At 51.5% G+C, this 751-nt stretch carries 1 protein-coding gene and 1 pseudogene; both read left to right on the forward strand.

Features of this window, described 5'->3' with window-relative positions:
- Positions 1-9: 9 nt before the first annotated feature.
- Positions 10-387: pseudogene (locus R7044_RS25150) on the forward strand (phosphoadenosine phosphosulfate reductase family protein); the annotation flags it as partial.
- A gap of 3 nt (positions 388-390) precedes the next feature.
- Entirely contained in the window at positions 391-681 is a 291-nt protein-coding gene (locus tag R7044_RS25155) for a hypothetical protein (protein ID WP_071055091.1), read from the forward strand.
- Positions 682-751 lie beyond the last annotated feature (70 nt).

The following is a 751-nucleotide window of genomic DNA, read 5'->3' on the forward strand; positions in this document are numbered from 1 at the left end:
GGGCTTCTGGTGCTGCCTAGAGACCATAAGCGCTCTAAGCCTGGTACGCGCCTTCGTTTCCCTCAGCAATCGCCATCACTCCAAACAAGGTGGTGCTCATCAGCCTTGAAGATCGATGTTGGCCGCAGAGCTCTTAATAACCAGGAGCGCTTCAAGGGGAAGAAGATCCTTTTCATCACTGGTGAGCGCCGGGAGGAAAGTGCAAACAGATCCAAGTACAACCAGCTTGAGGCTCATGCCTGTGACAGAAGATATGGGAAGACTGCACGGTTAGTTGATGCCTGGAGGCCCGTTCTTCATTGGACTGAGGAGGAGGTATGGGAAGTAATCGAGCGTCACCGCATCCTGGCCCCAGTCCCTTATCGCCTTGGCTGGAGCCGGTCGTCGTGTATGACCTGCATCTACAACTCACAGCGTATCTGGTCCACGATCCGTCACTACTGGCCTGAACGAGCTGGGAAAATTGCTCAGTATGAACAAACCTTTGGTGTGACGGTATCAAGAAAAAAAATCGACGTAATAGATTTAGGTTCTGCTGTTGCGCCGATACAGATTAGTGATGTTGAGGCATTGGAGCAGGTATCCAGAGAAGATTACACGCTCCCGATTTTTGTGCCGGAGGGGCAGAAGTGGGTTCTCCCTGGTGGCGCATTTGGCCGAGAGGCCTGTGGTTCTGATTGATTTGTGCAGAGGTGGCAATGTTGGATTTTGTTTTTTTGGTGTTTTTGGGGTTGGGCATATCTACGGTGCT

The organism is Vibrio sp. 1402 (assembly GCF_033340275.1).

Bases quoted from the DNA above. Each gene is read 5' to 3' on its own strand.
- R7044_RS25155 (WP_071055091.1), top strand. From the start codon at position 391: ATGACCTGCATCTACAACTCACAGCGTATCTGGTCCACGATCCGTCAC.